The following is a 15,117-nucleotide window of genomic DNA, read 5'->3' as shown; positions in this document are numbered from 1 at the left end:
ACGGTGCGGCGCCTACTGGACGAGCCGCGGGCCGCCGGTCTGGATCTTCTCGTTCTCGCCGAGAATGCCGAGCCGGCGCGCCACCTCCGTGTAGGCCTCGATCAGGCCGCCCAGGTCCTTGCGGAAGCGGTCCTTGTCGAGCTTGTCCTGGCTCTTGATGTCCCACAGCCGGCACGAATCCGGGGAGATCTCGTCGGCGACGACGATGCGCATCAGGTCGCCTTCCCAGAGGCGGCCGGTCTCCATCTTGAAGTCGACGAGGCGGATGCCGACACCCAGGAAGAGACCCGACAGGAAGTCGTTGACCCGGATGGCCAGCGCCATGATGTCGTCGATCTCCTGGGGGGTCGCCCAGCCGAACGCCGTGATGTGCTCCTCCGACACCATCGGGTCGTTGAGCTGGTCGTTCTTGTAGTAGAACTCGATGATCGAGCGCGGGAGCTGCGTGCCTTCCTCCAGCCCGAGCCGCGTCGCCAGCGAACCCGCCGCAACGTTGCGCACCACCACTTCGAGCGGGATGATCTCGACTTCGCGGATCAGCTGCTCGCGCATGTTGAGGCGCCGGATGAAGTGAGTCGGCACGCCGATGTCGTTGAGGTGCTGGAACACGAACTCGGAGATACGGTTGTTCAGCACACCCTTGCCGTCGATCACCTCGTGCTTCTTCGCGTTGAAGGCGGTCGCGTCATCCTTGAAGTGCTGGATGAGCGTGCCCGGCTCCGGTCCCTCGTAGAGGACCTTCGCCTTGCCCTCGTAGATGCGACGGCGGCGGTTCATAGGCGTGTACCGTGGTTTGAGGAAATCCATGGGGCCGTGGCTCCAGAAAACGTGTGAGGCCCGCGGCGCGGCGACCCGAAACCAGGTCGGGCCGGGGACGCATCGTCCCGGCAGCCGGTCGCAAACTACCCGAAGCGGGAAGGCAGCACAACGCGTTGGCCGGGCGCCGGCCTCAGGGCCGCGTCCCACCGTGCGGGCGGATCGGGGCCGCCCCCCCGTGTCTGCGCTGCGTTGCCCGGCATGTGGGTCCGGGCGGGCAAGGAGTCAAGAATCGCCGATTCTCGCGCCCGATCAAGCCGTCGCGACGCATGGGGGGTGGCCTCGACGGGATGGGCGCCCGGGTCTTAAGGTTCGGGGCACAGACGCCCGGCTCCATCGGGCGCACGACCCGGGAGGATGCGGCATGGCGGAGCGGGGTGGAGCGGTGGCGGCTCTGGCGGCGCGGGTGCGGGAGGGGACGCCCCTCCTGTCCGCGTGGTGCGGCATTCCGGAGCCCGCCGTGGCGGGGCTGCTCGCCGCCGAGACGGGCTTCGACGCGGTGACGCTGGACATGCAGCACGGCGGCTTCGACGTGGCGAGCGTGGCGCGGACCGTGCCGCTCATCGCCGCGCGCGGGAAGCCGACCCTGGTGCGGATGACGGTCGACCCTCACAGCGTGGCCTCGCAGCTCCTCGACGCGGGGGTCTCGGGGGTGATCGCCCCGATGGTGAACAGCGTCGAGGAGGCGCGGTCCTTCGTCTCCTTCGCCAAGTACCCGCCCGTCGGCGCGCGCAGCTGGGGGCCGCTCGCGGCCCTCGCCCTCTCGGGGCTGCCGCAGGAGCAGTACCTCAAGGAGGCGAACGGCTTCTCCCTGGCGCTCGCCATGGTGGAAACCCGCGAGGCGCTCGACGCGGTCGACGCGATCCTGGGCGTGGAGGGCCTCGACGGCATCTTCATCGGCCCTTCCGACCTGTCGATCGCGCTCTCGGGCGGCGCCGCGCTGGATCCGGGCGGCAGCGTGGTGCGCGCCGCCCTCGACCACGCCAAGGTCCGGGCGCGGGCGGCGGGCAAGACCATCGGCGTCTACGCGCATTCCCCGGCGCGGGGCCACGAGCTCATGCGGGAGGGCTTCGACCTCGTGGCGCTGATGGGCGACGGGGCGCTGCTGCATCTCGGCGCGCAGGCGGCGATCCGGGAGGTGCGGGGGTAGGGCGCGCACGAACCCTCTCCCCCTTTGCGGGGGAGGGTTTTCCGGCGCGCCCGTCATCGCGCCGCGAAGCGGCTCGCCAGGAACAGCCCCGCGTGGTGCAGCGCGCCCTCGTCGATGCCGTGCCCCGTGCCGGCCGAGATGTGCCACTCCACCGGCACCTCGGCCCCCGCCAGGAGGTCACTCGACAGGAACAGCGCCTCGACAGGGATGACCTCGTCCTGGTCGCCGTGCACGAGCAGGATCGGCGGCACAGAGCGGATCGCGGGTTTGAGGCTCTCGGGCCCCTTGCCCTCCTCGACCACCAGCAGGCCCGACAGCCCCACCAGGGCCGCGAGCCGGCGCGGGCGACGCAGGCCGACATGCAGCGCCATCATGCAGCCCTGGCTGAACCCGACCAGGGCGAGCCGGCTCTCGTCGAGCCCGGCTCGGGCCAGTTCCTCATCGAGGAACGCGTCGAGTGTAGGGGCCGCCCGGTTGACCCCGCGCCAGCGCTCGTGCGGGTCGCGGAAGGTCAGGGAGAACCATTGCCGGCCGAAGCCCTGGATGCAGGGCTCGGGCGCGTGGGGCGACACGAAGGCGGCGTCCGGCAGGAGCGGCTGCCAGGCCCGGGCGAGGTCGAACAGGTCGTTGCCGTCCGCGCCGAAGCCGTGCAGCAGGACCACGAGCTGGCGCGGCGCGGCGCCGGAGCGGGGCGGCAGACGCGGGCCGGTGAGCGTCGTCATGCGGGGGACCTCATGCGGGAACCTCGGGCGATCGGGCGGGGAGGGGCGTCGCGTCGCGGGCCTTGGCGATCCGGTAATAGGCCCAGAGCACCCCGGCGGCGACCCCCCGCCAGGGCCGCCAGACCTCGGCCCGCGCGGTCAGCGCCTTCGCGTCGGGGCGGATCTCCCGCCCCTCGGCGAGCCGGGCCGCCTCCTGCAGGGCGAGGTCGCCCGCCGGGAAGGCGTCCGGATGGCCGAGGCAGAACAGCAGGTAGACGTCGGCCGTCCAGGGCCCGATGCCCCGCACCGCCACCATCAGGCGATGCGCCTCGTCGGCCGGCAGGGCGTGCAGCGCGTGGAGCGGCAGGGCGCCCCCCGCGACCGCCTCGGCCACGGCGCGCAGGGTGCGGATCTTCGGCCCCGACAGGCCCGCGGCCCTGAGGTCGGCCTCGGCGGCCCCCGCGACGGTCTCGGGCGTGAGGTCGGGCAGAAGGCGCGTGAGCCGGGTCCAGATCGCGCCGGCGCTCGCGGTCGAGAGCTGCTGGGCGACGATGATCCCGGCGAGGCCCTCATAGCCCGGCGGGCGCTTGCGCAAGGGTGGGACCGCGCCCGCCGCCACCATGCGGGCCATCACCGGGTCGCGGCGCGTCAGGGCCTCGACCCCCTCGCGCAGCACCGCCTCCGAGTCGAGGAGCCGCGCGGGCGCCCCCGCGGCATCGACGGGCGGGCCCGCGGCCCCCATCTCCGGTCGAGCCCGCTCGCGCCCCATCGGTCCCGTGCCCTCCCGCCTCTTCCGCTTCGCGCCCAGTCCCAACGGACGCCTCCATCTCGGCCACGCCTACTCGGCCCTGCTCAACGCGGCGCTGGCGGACCGGATGCGCGGCCGCCTGATCCTGCGCGTCGAGGACATCGATACCACGCGCTGCCGGCCGGAGCTGATCGCCGCGATGATCGACGACCTGCGCTGGCTCGGCCTCGCCTTCGCGGAGCCGGTGCGGCGGCAATCCGAGCATTTCGGGGACTACGCCGCGGCGCTCGACGGATTGCGCGCGCGCGGCCTCGTCTACCCGTGCTTCTGCACCCGCCGGGAGGTGGCGGCGGCGAGCACCGCGCGGGATCCCGACGGGGCGCCGCTCTATCCGGGCACCTGCCGCGACGCCGCCGGGGCCGCGGCCCGGATCGCCGCGGGAGAGCCGCATGCCTGGCGACTCGACATGGCGCGGGCGCGCGCCGCCTGCCCGGGCCCCCTCGTGGTCGAGACCTTCGCGGCGGACGGGAGCGTGACGGCCCGTGCGGCGCACCCCGAGCGCTGGGGCGACGCGATCCTCGCCCGCAAGGACGTTCCGGCGAGCTACCACCTCGCCGTGGTGTCCGACGATGCCCTCCAGGGAATCACCCACGTGGTGCGGGGCCGGGATCTCGAGGCCGCCACCGACCTGCACCGCCTGCTCCAGGCCCTGCTCGGCCTGCCCGCGCCCCTCTACCACCACCACGCCCTGCTCCTCGACGCGGAGGGCGGCAAGCTCGCCAAGTCGCGCGGCTCCGAGCCCCTCGCGGCGCTCCGGGCCCGGGGCGTGACGGCGGCCCAGGTCCGCGCGCGCCTCGGGCTGCAATGAGCCAGGCGGATCACGGGGCCTCGCCCGCCGCGAAGCGCTCCTCCGCCGCGAAGCGCTCCCGGTAGGTGCGGGGCGCCGCGCCCACCACACGCAGGAAGCTCCGCCGCATCGTCTCCTCGGAGCCGAAGCCGCAGCGCCGCGCGGCCCGCGCCACCGGCATGCCCTGCTCCAGCAGGCGGCGAGCAGCCTCGACCCGAATCGCCTCGACGGCCCGGGCGGGCGTGCGGCCGGTGGCCTGCCGGTAGTGCCGCGCGAAGCCGCGGACGCTCATGCCGGCCCGGGCGGCGAGGGCCGCCAGCGAGAGGTCGCCCCGCAGGGTGTCGGCGATCCAGGCGTGCAGGGCGTCGAAGCGGCCGGCCTCGCCCTGCAGGGTGAGCAGCGTGCTGAACTGCGCCTGCCCGCCCGGCCGCTTCAGGAAGACGACGAGGTGGCGGGCGACGGCCAGAGCCGCCGCTCGACCGAGATCCTCCTCCACCATCGCCAGCGCCAGGTCGATCCCGGCCGTCACGCCCGCCGAGGTCCAGACGGGGCCGTCGCGCACGAAGATCGGGTCCCGGTCGAGCCGGACCTGCGGGAAGCGCGAGGCGAACTGATCGCAGCGGTACCAGTGGGTGACGGCCCGCCGCCCGTCGAGGAGCCCCGCCGCGGCGAGCAGGAAGGCGCCGCTGCACACCGAGGCGGTGCGCGGCGCCCCCTCCGAGCGCCGGCGCACCCAGGCGATCGCGGCGGGGTCCCGGCTCAGCGCGTCGATGCCCGACCCGCCCGCCACGATCAGCGTGTGAGGGGGCGCGCCGTCCGTCGGCAGGGGCCGGGCCGCGAGGCCGAGTCCCGCGGAGGTCACCACGCCGGTCTCGCGGGCGACCACCACGGGATCGTAGGGGCGGTCCGGGGCGGCGAGATCGTTGGCGCTGGCGAAGACCTGGAGCGGCCCCGCCACGTCGAGGAGCTGCACCGCCGGGAAGGCCAGGATCTCGATGCGGCGCGGTTCTAGCATGAAACGAGGGGTCTTTGGCGATCGTGCCGGAGCCTGCGCCGCTAGGGTGGGGTCGGTCAACCGGGAGTGCGCGCCATGACCCTCCGCTTCGGCATCCTCGTCTTTCCCGCCGTGCAGCAGCTGGACCTCACCGGCCCCTACGAGGTCTTCGCCTCGGTGGAGGGGGCCGAGGTTCACCTCGTCTGGAAGGAGGTCCGGCCGCTCACGGCCGCCACCGGGCTGCAGCTCACGCCCACGACGGCCTTCGCGGACTGCCCGCCCCTCGACGTGCTCTGCGTGCCCGGTGGGGCGGGGGTGAACGTGCTCCTGGAGGACGGGGCTGTGCTGGATTTCCTGCGCGAGCGGGCCGCGCAGGCGCGCTTCGTCACCTCCGTCTGCACCGGGGCGCTGGTCCTGGGCGCGGCGGGGCTGCTGCGGGGGAAGCACGCCACCACGCACTGGAACGCCCTCGACTTCCTCGGGCATTTCGGTGCGACGGCCGTCGAGGAGCGGATTGTCCGGGACGGGACGCTGATCACCGCCGGCGGGGTGACCTCGGGCATCGATTTCGGCCTCGCCGTCGTGGCGGCCCTGCGCGGCCGGGAGGAGGCCGAGACGATCCAGCTCGCCCTCGAATACGCGCCGGCACCCCCCTTCGCGGCGGGCACGCCGCGGACGGCCCCGCCCGACATCCTGGCGCGCGCCCGGGCCCGCCTCGCGGGGTCGCGGGCCAAGCGGGAGGCGATCCTCGCCCGGCTGCCGCGGATCGGCTGAGCCTGAGAGCCTTTTCCGACGAAGTGGCCCCCGGTTCGTCGTAGAAAATGCGGCAAAAACAATGACCTAGAGCAGCACCCGATTGCAGCGCGATCGGGTGCTGCTCTAGGTCACGCCGTTCGGCCCGTCGAGCACCGCCCGCACCCGGCGGACCAGTTCGAGGCGCCGATAAGGCTTGTTGATCACCTCGAACTCGCTGCCGCCGACGTCGGTGCGCTCCAGGCTCGCCTCGGCGTAGCCCGTCGTCAGCAGCACCTTCAGGCGCGGCTGGCGGCGGCGGGCCTCCCGGGCGAGCACCACCCCGTTCATGCCGCCGGGCATGATCAGGTCGGAGAAGAGCAGGTCCACCCGCTCGCTCCCGTCGAGGAGGTCCAGGGCCTCGCGGCCGTTCCCGGCCGTCAGCACCGAGTAGCCGAAATCCTGCAGGATGGTGCGGGCGAGTTCGGCCACGTCCAGGCGGTCGTCCACGATCAGGATCCGCTCCGTCCCGGGGCGCTCGTTCCCGCGCGGGCGGACCGGGGCCGGGCGCTCCTCCTCGCCGGCGGCCGGGAACATCAGCCGCACCAGCGTGCCCTCGCCGGGACGGGACTCGATCTGCAGCGTGCCGCCCGACTGCTTGGCGAAGCCGTAGACCATCGACAGGCCGAGGCCCGTGCCGCGGCCCTCCTCCTTGGTGGTGAAGAAGGGCTCCATCACCCGGGCGAGCACCTCGGGGGACATGCCCGTGCCCGTATCGGCGATGCTGATCGTCACGAAGCGGCCGGGCGGGGGCAGGCCGAGCCCGATCTCGTCGGGCGCGATGTCCCGGTTCTCGGTGCGGATCGTGACGGTGCCGCCCCCCGGCATCGCGTCGCGGGCGTTGAGCAGCACGTTGAGGAGCGCCACCTCCGTCTGGGTCGGGTCGAGGCGGGCGTTGCGCAGGTCCGGCGCGAGTTCGGTGCGGATCGTGACCCGGTCGCCGAGGGTGCGGTTGGCGAGGTCCCCCATCCCCTCGACGAGGCCGTTGAGGTTCACGGTGCGCCCGTCGAGGCGCTGCTTGCGCGCGAAGGCGAGGAGCTGCTGGGTCAGCGTCGTCGCCCGGTCGGCGGCGCTCCGGATGTTCTCGGCCGCGCGCACCAGCCGGCCGCGATCGTGGGTCGGGTTGGCGAGCCCCGCCTGCAGGATGTCGACGTAGCCGACCACCACCTGGAGCAGGTTGTTGAAGTCGTGCGCGATCCCCCCGGTGAGCTGGCCCAGGGCCTCCATCTTCTGCGCCTGCCGCAGCGCGTCCTCCGCGTCGCGGCGGCGCGAGACGTCGAGCTGCGAGCCGAAGAAGTACACGAGGTCGCCGGCCTCGTTGTAGACCGGCGAGACGAACAGCGCGTTCCAGAACGAGGAGCCGTTCTTGCGGTAGTTGAGGATCTCGGTCGAGATCTCCCGCCGCTCCTTGATGGCGCGGCGCACCTCCGCAATGGTTTGCGGGTCGGTCTCGGGCCCCTGCAGGAAGCGGCAGTTGCGCCCGATCAGCTCGGCGGGCTCGTAGCCGGTGAGGGCCCGGAAGGCCTGGTTGGCGAAGATGATCGGGTTGTCCGGCAGGCGCGGATCGGTGACGATCATCGGCATGCGCGTCGTCTCGACGGCCGCGAAGAAGATGTCGCTGCGGTGGTCCGTGACCTCGCCGGAGGCGCCCTCCTGGACGGTCTGGCCGCGGCCGGGAGGCGGCACTTCGGGCGTGGTCGTCATGAGGGCCTGGTCGCTCCGCCTTCGTTCGAGTCCGGGCCCGGCGGCCCGCGCCGGCCCGCGCCCGCGTCAGCACTTATAGAAGAAACCGCCGCGGTCGAGGGTGCGGACGCGCCGACGCGACGGCGCGCCGCAAGAGGACGCCCGGCTCAGTGTCCCTGACAAAACTCCCGATCACCGTCGTCGCTCACCGTGGCGCCTCCAGCGCGGCGGGAGTTTTGTGAGGTGCACGAAATGCCGGCGGGGTCACGTCCGGTTCGCGGCGGTGTCGATCGTGCCGCGCGCGATGAAGCGGGTGACCAGGCCCTCGACCTCGCCGATCGTCTCCTCGATCAGCTGGGCCTGCAGCAGGGCGCGCGGGTCGGTCCGGTCCAGGCCCTCGCGCTCCTGCAGCCGCCGCACGGCCTGGCGCACGACCTCGTAGACCGCCTCGCGCTCCTCGCGCCCCATCGCGGGCGAGATCGCGCGGGCGACGAGGTCGATGAAATCCGAGTCCGCCATGGTGACCGGCCTCAGATGTTGTGGTCCTTGACGCCCTCGATCAGGAGCGTCGCGCTGCCCCAGGCCACGAGGAGGCAGAAGAAGACCACGAACAGGTTGGGGCCCCGCTCCGGGAGGGCGGCGTATTCGGGCCGCGCCGGGGGCACGAAGTTCGCCAGGTAGATCGACTGCTTGCTCGCCGCGATCCGGGCGCGCTCCAGCATCCCGATCGCCGAGTCGTTGAGGCGCTCCGCCACGGTCCGCTCGATCATCAGGCGCTCGTATTCGAGGAGCGCCTGGGCGGCGTTCGGCGCGTCGCTCGCCACCGCGTCGCTCGCCAGCGAGGCCTGCAGCTGCTTCATCTGCTGGTCGATCGCCGCCACGTTGGCGACCAGGGCCTGGATCGAGCGCGACTTCTCGTCGAGCGAGGAGGAGCGCAGCACCTGCAGGTCGTTCTCGAGCTTGATCTTCTCCTTCCGGAGGTCGATCAGCGTGGTGTAAGTCGCCTCGGCCGACTTGGTGGGGTCGATGATGCCCCAGCGATTGCGGAACTCCCGCAGGGCGGTCTGCGCCTGGGTCAGGCGCTCCCCGGCCTTCTGCACCTCCTCGCGGCTGTGGCGCAGCATGTCCTCCTGGGCCCGCTCCGAGATCCGGTTGACCAGAGCCTCGGCGCCCTTCACCACGTGCTCGGCGATCTGCAGGCTGTCGTCCGGCGTGAAGGTCACCACCTTCAGGGTGATGATGCCCGAGACGAGGTCGATGCTCGTCTGCACGTGCTTGCGCCAGTACTTCAGAAGCTCCTCGACCGGCTCCTTGCCGGAGTAGCGGGTCCAGAAATCCCCCTCGTCCCGCATGAACATGCGACGGACGTCGAGGGCCTGCTGGGCGCTGTCCAGCATCGGCGCGCTGCGGATGTATTCCGCGACGATGTAGGTGTCCTGACTGTTGTTCTTCTGGATCATCGCCGCGAACTCGCCGAGGCGGACCTCGCCGAGGGGCAGGGTCTCGCCCCGGACGGCGAAGCGGGCCTCGACGACGTACTGGTCCGCCGCGAGGGCGAACAGGTAGAGGCCGACCGCCATCGTCGGAACGAGGACGAAGATCACGAAGCTGCGGATCAGGCCCACGCCGATGCGGCGGCGGTGAATCTCCGCCTCCGGCCGGATCAGACGGGTCCAGCGCAAGGGGTTGAGGAGCTGGACGGCGCGCCGGGTGCGCGGCGCGTCGAGCGGGACGATCGTCTCGGCGTCGCGGCGCAACTCGGGCAGGGAGCGGCGCGCGAACGCGATGACGCCGCCGAGCCTGTCGCGCCGTTTGACCTCGTCCACGCTCATTCCGTCAGGTCCCCGCTTCCGCACGCCCGGCCGATCCTCGCCGTCCCGCCGCGCCGGACCGCATCCGAGCGGGCTTATGCGGCCCGACCCTGGCGGGGGTCAACGCGATGCGCCCGGGACCGGACGCGGAGAGCGGGACCGGCCGTGCCGGAGACCGGCGGGATCCAGGTTTTTTCGGCCTTTTTGATGGCGCCGCTTGGCGCAGGGGGCTCAGGCGAGGGCGCGCTCCAGCCGCTCCCAGGCCGCCGCGGTGCCGGGCAGGCCGAAGCGCAGGCGGTCCGGCGCCGCCTCGAACCGGCGCACGAACAGGCCGGCGCGCCCGAGCCGGGCGAACAGGGCCGGCGCGTCCGGAAAATCGGCGGTGCGAAACAGGCAGGTGCCGCCGACGAGCCGCGCACCGGCCTGGGCGAGGAGGCCGTCGAGCCGCTCCGCATCCGCCCGCCGGGACGCGGCGGCCGCCTCCCGCCACGCGCGGTCGGGGAGGGCGGCGAGCCCTGCCGCGATGGCGGGGCCCGACACCGCCCAGGGGCCGAGCGCCGCCCGCAGGCGTGCGGCCAGGGGCGCCCGGGCCACCGCGAAGCCCAGGCGCAGGCCCGCGAGGCCGTAGGTCTTGCCGAAGGAGCGCAGCACCATCGCGGCCTCCGGGACCGCCTCGCAGAGGCTCGCGACGGGTTCGAGATCCGCGAAGGCCTCGTCGACGACGAGGAGGCCGCCCCGCTCCGCCAGCCGCCCGGCCGCCTCCAGGAGGGCGGGGCGCGGCGTCACCCGCCCGTCCGGGTTGTTGGGGTTGACCACCACGGCGACGTCCGCCCGCGCGGCCTCGTCGAGGTTCGCCACGGTCGCGACGGCGTGGCCCGCCTGCGCCCAGGCGGCGGCGTGCTCCGCGTAGGTCGGGCCGATCACGGCGACGCGCCCCTGCGGGCGCAGGACGGGCAGCCACGCGATCAGGGCCTGGGTCCCGGGCGCGGCGACGGCTTCGGCCGGATCGGCGCCGTAGGTCCGCGCCGCCGCCGCCTCCAGCGCCGCGACCTCGGCCGGGGCGGGCAGGCGGGCGAGCAGGCTGGCGTCGAAGGGCGGGCACGGATAGGGGACCGGGTTGATGCCGGTCGAGAGGTCGATCCAGGGCAGGGGCGCGTCCGGGAACAGGCGCCGCGCCTCGCCGAGGTCGCCCCCATGCCGGATCGCCGCCCGAGCCTCCATGCCGCCCTCGCTCCACCCGCCCGACAGCCTCCTGGTGCTCGCCCTCGCCCTCGCGGCGGAGGCGGCCCTCGGCTATCCCGACCGCCTCTACCGGGCGATCGGCCACCCTGTCACCTGGATCGGCGCCCTGATCGCCGCCTTGGACCGGAGCCTCAACCGGGCGTCGGATCCGCCGGGGCTGCGGCGCGCCGCCGGGAGCCTGGCGCTCGCCCTGGTCCTGGCCGCCACCGGCGCGGGGGCGGCTGTCCTCGCCGGGCTCGCCGACCGGCTCGGCGCCGGGATCCTGCTCGGCGGATTGCTGGCCGCGAGCCTGCCCGCCCAGCGCAGCCTCCACGACCACGTCGCCCGGGTCGCCGCTGATCTGCGCCGCGACGGGCTCGCCGGCGGGCGGCGCGCCGTGGCGATGATCGTCGGGCGCAATCCCGAGAGTCTCGACGAGGCGGCCCTGTGCCGGGCCGCGATCGAGAGCCTCGCGGAGAATTTCTCGGACGGGATCGTGGCGCCGGCGGTCTGGATCGGGGCGGGCGGCCTTGCCGGGGGCGCGCTCTACAAGGCGGCCAACACCGCCGACAGCATGATCGGCCACCGCACGGAGCGGCACGCCGCCTTCGGCTGGGCCGCCGCCCGCTTCGACGACCTCGTGAACCTGCCGGCCTCCCGGCTCACCGCCCTGCTGATCCTGGCCGCCGCCGCCCTGCGGTCCGACTGCTCGGCGGCCGGCGCGCTGCGGGCCCTGCGCCGGGACGCGCGGCGCCACCGCTCGCCCAATGCCGGCTGGCCGGAGGCCGCCATGGCCGGGGCGCTCGGGCTCCGGCTCGCCGGACCGCGGGTCTACGGGACCACGCGGGTGGAGGACCACTGGATGGGCGACGGCCGCGCGCAGGCGACGGCGGCGGATATCGACAGGGCGCTCCGGCTCTACCGGACCGCGGTCGGCGTGCTCTGGGCGATCGCGGCGCTGCTGGCGGCCGGGGCCTGCCTCGCCTGATCCGCGCCCGACGGTCGGGCCGCCGCCCCGCCCGGAAGATCCGACGCGCAATCCCCCAGGCCCGGCAGGCGGCGAAGCGGTTCCTCGCCATTCCCTTACCCAAGGTAATTGAAAGATCGAAGGGTGCGTGCAAAGACGCTCGACGCTCTCGATAGGGTCCAGAGTTCGATGCACGGCATCGTCAGCACATCGAGCGGCGCGAGAGACTCGCGCCCGTCGATCCGCCGCCGGCGCGTCGCGTCGGCCGTGCTCGCGCTGGCAGCGCTGGTCGGCGGCCTGGCGTGGCGGCAGAGTGGGGCGCGGTCCACCCCTCCCGTCACGGACACGATCCGCCGCGGCAGCCTGGAGCAGGTGGTCACGGCGACCGGGAAGATCCAGCCGCGGGCCTATGTCGATGTCGGCGCGCAGGCCTCCGGCCAGTTGAACCGCATCCTCGTCCGGGTCGGCGACCGCGTCGCGCGCGGCCAGCGCCTCGTCGAGATCGACCCGCAGGTCCAAGCCGCCCGGGTCGATGCCGACGAGGCCCAGCTCGCGCAATACGCGGCCAACCTCGCCGAGCAGCAGGCCCATGTGGACTATGCCGAGGCGACGCTCGCGCGCTACGCCACGCTCATGGCGCGCGACGCCGCGTCGAAGCTCGCCTACGACCAGTGCCAGCGCGATCTCCGGACCGCGCGCGCCAAGGCGGAGGCGATCCGCGCCGAGATCCGGCAGATGGAATCGACCCTGAAGGCCGACCGGATCGCCCTCGGCTACACCCAGATCGACGCCCCGATCTCCGGCACCGTGGTGTCGATCGATGCCCGCGAGGGCCAGACGCTGAACGCCACCTACGCGACGCCGCAGGTCCTGCGCATCGCCGATCTCGGGACCATGACGGTGTGGACGCAGGTCTCCGAGGCCGACGTGACGCGGCTCCGGGTGGGCATGCCGGTCCGCTTCACCACGCTCGGCCATGGCGACCGGCGCTGGAGCGCGACGCTGCGCCAGATCCTGCCCGCGCCCGCAAAGCCCGAGCGGATCGGCGGGCCGGGCGAGGCTGGCGCCCCCGCTGCCGCCGCGAACACCGTGGTGGTCTACACGGCGCTGTTCGACGTCGACAACGGGGCCGGCGACCTGCGGCCGGAGATGACCGCGCAGGTCTCCTTCGTGACGGCCTCGGCCGAGAATGTGCTGCTGGCCCCGGTGGCGGCCCTTCACGGTGAGGGCGGCGCGACGGCCGTCACGGTGGTGGACGCCGCCGGCCGCGAGAGCGAGCGCCGCGTCGCCCTGGGCCTGCGGACCCGGGTCGAGGCCGAGATCGTCTCGGGCCTGGCGGAGGGCGAGCGGGTCGTGACCGGCCGGAAGCCGGGACCGGACAAGCTGCCGCTCGTGGGGTTCCAGCTGTGAGCGATGCTCGGCCCGCCGCGGCGGATCCGCCGCTGATCGCGCTCGACGCCCTGCGCAAATCCTACCTCTCCGGAGAGGGCGCCCCCGTCGCGGTGCTGCGCGGGATCTCGCTCACGGTCCGGGCCGGCGAGTTCGTGGCGATCGTCGGCCAGTCGGGCTCGGGCAAGTCGACGCTGCTGAACATCCTGGGGCTGCTCGACCGGCCGAGCGGCGGCAGCTACCGCTTCGCCGGTCGGGATGTCGGCGCACTCTCGGGCGACGCTCTCGCCCGGCTGCGGCGCGAGGCGTTCGGCTTCGTGTTCCAGAAGTACAACCTCATCGCCACCGCCCCGGCGATCGAGAACGTCGAGATGCCGGCGGCCTATGCGGGGATGCCGCCGGGCGAGCGCCGCGCCCGGGCGGAGCTGCTGCTGCGGCGCCTCGGCCTCGGCCACCGCATGCATCACCGCCCGGCCCAGCTCTCCGGCGGCGAGCAGCAAAGGGTCTCGATCGCCCGCGCGCTGATGAATGGCGGCCACGTCATCCTGGCCGACGAGCCGACCGGCGCCCTCGACAGCGCCGCGGGTGCCGAGGTCGTGAGCCTGCTCGCGGAACTCGCCGCCGAAGGGCACACCATCGTCATGATCACCCACGACCGCGCGGTCGCGGCGGCGGCGCACCGCGTCGTCGAGATCCGCGACGGGGCCATCGTCGGGGATAGCGGGCCGGCCCCCGGCCGCGTCGCGCCGGCGGCGCGCGGGCCGGCGCTCGACCGGGCCGGAGGCGGCTCGCGCATCTCCGGCCTGCTCCTGCTCGGCGTGGCCCTGCGGACCGGCCGCCTTGCGCTCGCGGCGAACGCCTTCCGCACCGGGCTGACGCTCCTCGGCATCACCATCGGGGTCGCGGCGGTGATCGCGCTGCTCGCGGCCGGCGAGGGCGCCCGGAGGAAGCTGCTCGCCGAGCTCCAGAGCTTCGGCACCAACCGGCTCTACGTCGTGCCGGGAGGGGAGAGCCGGGGGCCGGCCGGGCGGCTGCGCGCCTCCGACGCCGATCTCCTGCATGGTCTCCCGAACGTGGCGGCGGTGATGCCGATGCGCCCGGGCCAGGTCGTGGCGCGGGCGGGCAATCGCGATCACGCGACGTCGGGCAGGGCCGCGACGGCGGATTTCCCGCGCGTCTACGACTGGCCCGTGACCGCGGGCACATTCTTCACCCGCGACGACGAGCGGTCGCTCGCCACCGTCGCAGTCATTGGGACGAAGCTCGCCGCCCAGGTGTTTCCCGACGAGCCGGAGCCGCTCGGGCGGACGCTCTTGGTGAACGACGTGCCCTTCACGGTGATCGGGGTGCTGGCCGGCAAGGGGGCCCTGTCCGGCGACAGCGACGACGATGACGTGGTGGTTCTCCCGTTCTCGACGGGCGGCGCACGGGTGTTCGGCCGGCCTGACCCGTCTTGGATCGCGGTGCTCGTGGAGGATCTCGCACAGGCCGACGCGACCGCGGAGCGGGTCGCCGCGCTCTTCGAGGAGGCCCATCACGTTCGCGATGTCGACGTCCGCAACGCGGCCGCGGCGATCGAGGCGCAGGACAGGACCCAGGCGTCGCTGACCCTGCTGCTCGGCCTCACCGGCGGGATCTCCCTGCTGGTCGGCGGGATCGGCGTGATGAACATGATGCTGATGACGGTGAGCGAGCGCACCCGCGAGATCGGCATCCGCGTGGCGGGCGGCGCGCGCACGACGGACATCCTTTGGCAGTTCCTGGCCGAGGCCGCGATGGTCTCCGGCCTGGGGGGCGTCGCCGGGGTCGGGCTCGGCCTCGCGGCCGGGACCGGGGCCGCGTTCTGCCTCGACACGCCGGTGGTCTTCTCCGGCCGCGCGATCGCCGGCGCCGCCGCCTGCGCGGTCCTGAGCGGCCTCGTCTTCGGCTTCTGGCCGGCCCTGCGCGCGGCGCGGCTCCCGCCGGCGGCGGCGCTGACGCGGGAGTGAGGCGCTGCTG

Annotated in this window: 14 protein-coding genes; 6 read left to right on the top strand and 8 right to left on the bottom strand. The window is 73.8% G+C overall.

The genetic code is table 11. From position 1 onward, the window contains the following. Positions 1-12 precede the first annotated feature (12 nt). Positions 13-807, bottom strand: coding sequence for a phosphoribosylaminoimidazolesuccinocarboxamide synthase (purC, locus tag ACW9J6_RS23205; RefSeq protein WP_457118887.1), 795 nt, complete (start codon positions 805-807; stop codon positions 13-15). Positions 808-1,180: 373 nt separating this feature from the next. On the opposite strand from purC, the gene ACW9J6_RS23200 reads away from it, so the two are divergent. Further along, complete coding sequence (locus ACW9J6_RS23200) at positions 1,181-1,966, top strand: HpcH/HpaI aldolase family protein (protein ID WP_457118886.1); 786 nt, start codon at positions 1,181-1,183, stop codon at positions 1,964-1,966. 53 nt (positions 1,967-2,019) lie between these two features. Here ACW9J6_RS23200 and ACW9J6_RS23195 read toward each other — a convergent pair whose 3' ends face one another. After that, complete coding sequence (locus ACW9J6_RS23195) at positions 2,020-2,688, bottom strand: alpha/beta hydrolase (RefSeq protein WP_457118885.1); 669 nt, start codon at positions 2,686-2,688, stop codon at positions 2,020-2,022. A 10-nt stretch (positions 2,689-2,698) separates the two neighbouring features. Further along, positions 2,699-3,409, bottom strand: a complete 711-nt coding sequence (locus ACW9J6_RS23190) for a DNA-3-methyladenine glycosylase family protein (RefSeq protein WP_457118884.1) — start codon at positions 3,407-3,409, stop codon at positions 2,699-2,701. A gap of 25 nt (positions 3,410-3,434) precedes the next feature. Here ACW9J6_RS23190 and gluQRS point away from each other — a divergent pair, with 25 nt between their 5' ends. After that, positions 3,435-4,283, top strand: a complete 849-nt coding sequence (gene gluQRS, locus ACW9J6_RS23185; protein ID WP_457118986.1) for a tRNA glutamyl-Q(34) synthetase GluQRS — start codon at positions 3,435-3,437, stop codon at positions 4,281-4,283. Between the two features lie 10 nt (positions 4,284-4,293). Here the strand turns inward: gluQRS and ACW9J6_RS23180 are convergent, their stop codons facing one another. Further along, positions 4,294-5,277 carry a GlxA family transcriptional regulator gene (locus tag ACW9J6_RS23180; RefSeq protein WP_457118883.1) on the bottom strand — a complete coding sequence of 328 codons (984 nt, stop codon included), beginning with the start codon at positions 5,275-5,277 and terminating at the stop codon, positions 4,294-4,296. Positions 5,278-5,352: 75 nt separating this feature from the next. On the opposite strand from ACW9J6_RS23180, the gene ACW9J6_RS23175 reads away from it, so the two are divergent. Further along, on the top strand, positions 5,353-6,030 hold the full coding sequence (locus ACW9J6_RS23175; RefSeq protein WP_457118882.1) for a DJ-1/PfpI family protein: 678 nt from the start codon (positions 5,353-5,355) through the stop codon (positions 6,028-6,030). Positions 6,031-6,135: 105 nt separating this feature from the next. Here ACW9J6_RS23175 and ACW9J6_RS23170 read toward each other — a convergent pair whose 3' ends face one another. The 4 genes from ACW9J6_RS23170 to cobD form a co-directional block, all read right to left on the bottom strand. Continuing rightward, a complete protein-coding gene (locus ACW9J6_RS23170) occupies positions 6,136-7,752 on the bottom strand; it encodes a hybrid sensor histidine kinase/response regulator (RefSeq protein ID WP_457118881.1) in 1,617 nt (538 codons plus the stop codon). Positions 7,753-7,995: 243 nt separating this feature from the next. Next, a complete protein-coding gene (locus ACW9J6_RS23165) occupies positions 7,996-8,250 on the bottom strand; it encodes a hypothetical protein (RefSeq protein ID WP_457118880.1) in 255 nt (84 codons plus the stop codon). An 11-nt stretch (positions 8,251-8,261) separates the two neighbouring features. Next, on the bottom strand, positions 8,262-9,563 hold the full coding sequence (locus tag ACW9J6_RS23160; RefSeq protein WP_457118879.1) for a capsule biosynthesis protein: 1,302 nt from the start codon (positions 9,561-9,563) through the stop codon (positions 8,262-8,264). Positions 9,564-9,773: 210 nt separating this feature from the next. Then, positions 9,774-10,763: a threonine-phosphate decarboxylase CobD gene (gene cobD / locus ACW9J6_RS23155; RefSeq protein WP_457118878.1), complete on the bottom strand. Its 990-nt coding sequence runs from the start codon at positions 10,761-10,763 to the stop codon at positions 9,774-9,776. On the opposite strand from cobD, the gene cbiB reads away from it, so the two are divergent. From cbiB to ACW9J6_RS23140, 3 genes are all read left to right on the top strand, one after another. Next, a complete protein-coding gene (gene cbiB / locus ACW9J6_RS23150; RefSeq protein ID WP_457118877.1) occupies positions 10,762-11,751 on the top strand; it encodes an adenosylcobinamide-phosphate synthase CbiB in 990 nt (329 codons plus the stop codon). The two genes, cobD and cbiB, sit on opposite strands and share 2 nt — an antisense overlap. A gap of 123 nt (positions 11,752-11,874) precedes the next feature. Further along, positions 11,875-13,140 carry an efflux RND transporter periplasmic adaptor subunit gene (locus tag ACW9J6_RS23145; protein ID WP_457118876.1) on the top strand — a complete coding sequence of 422 codons (1,266 nt, stop codon included), beginning with the start codon at positions 11,875-11,877 and terminating at the stop codon, positions 13,138-13,140. Continuing rightward, complete coding sequence (locus ACW9J6_RS23140; protein WP_457118875.1) at positions 13,137-15,107, top strand: ABC transporter permease; 1,971 nt, start codon at positions 13,137-13,139, stop codon at positions 15,105-15,107. Before ACW9J6_RS23145 ends, ACW9J6_RS23140 begins: the two co-directional genes overlap by 4 nt. Positions 15,108-15,117 lie beyond the last annotated feature (10 nt).

It is taken from the genome of Methylobacterium sp. JK268 (assembly GCF_054052225.1).
This window is presented reverse-complemented; position numbering and strand designations above follow the sequence as displayed.